Below are 328 nucleotides of genomic sequence, written 5' to 3' on the forward strand. Positions count from 1 at the left end.
GTCGAAGGTGGGGTAGATGATTGGGGTGAAGTCGTAACAAGGTAGCCGTATCGGAAGGTGCGGCTGGATCACCTCCTTTCTAAGAGAACACGATCTTCCGAGTAGAAGATCATAAGATCCCTTGAGGGTCAGGAGAGCTTAGATCTTCGGATGTAAGCTCTCCAGCGGAAGCTTAGCTTTCGCAAATAAATCAGGCGGTTAGTTCGCTCACTCGTTGTCAGTTTTGAAGGATCAATGATTCTTCTATATAATAGTTATCGTTTGGTGGCGATGGCGGAGGGGAACCACACGTTCCCATCTCGAACACGACCGTTAAGCCCTCCAGCGC

2 rRNA genes are annotated in these 328 nt (G+C 49.4%); both read left to right on the forward strand.

Features of this window, described 5'->3' with window-relative positions:
* Positions 1-79, forward strand: a 16S ribosomal RNA gene (locus tag M3180_RS22445); the annotation flags it as partial.
* Positions 80-260: 181 nt separating this feature from the next.
* Positions 261-328 (forward strand): 5S ribosomal RNA (gene rrf, locus M3180_RS22450); the annotation flags it as partial.

The sequence above is a fragment of the Paenibacillus camelliae genome (genome assembly GCF_023715345.1).
GTDB lineage: Bacteria > Bacillota > Bacilli > Paenibacillales > Paenibacillaceae > Pristimantibacillus > Pristimantibacillus camelliae.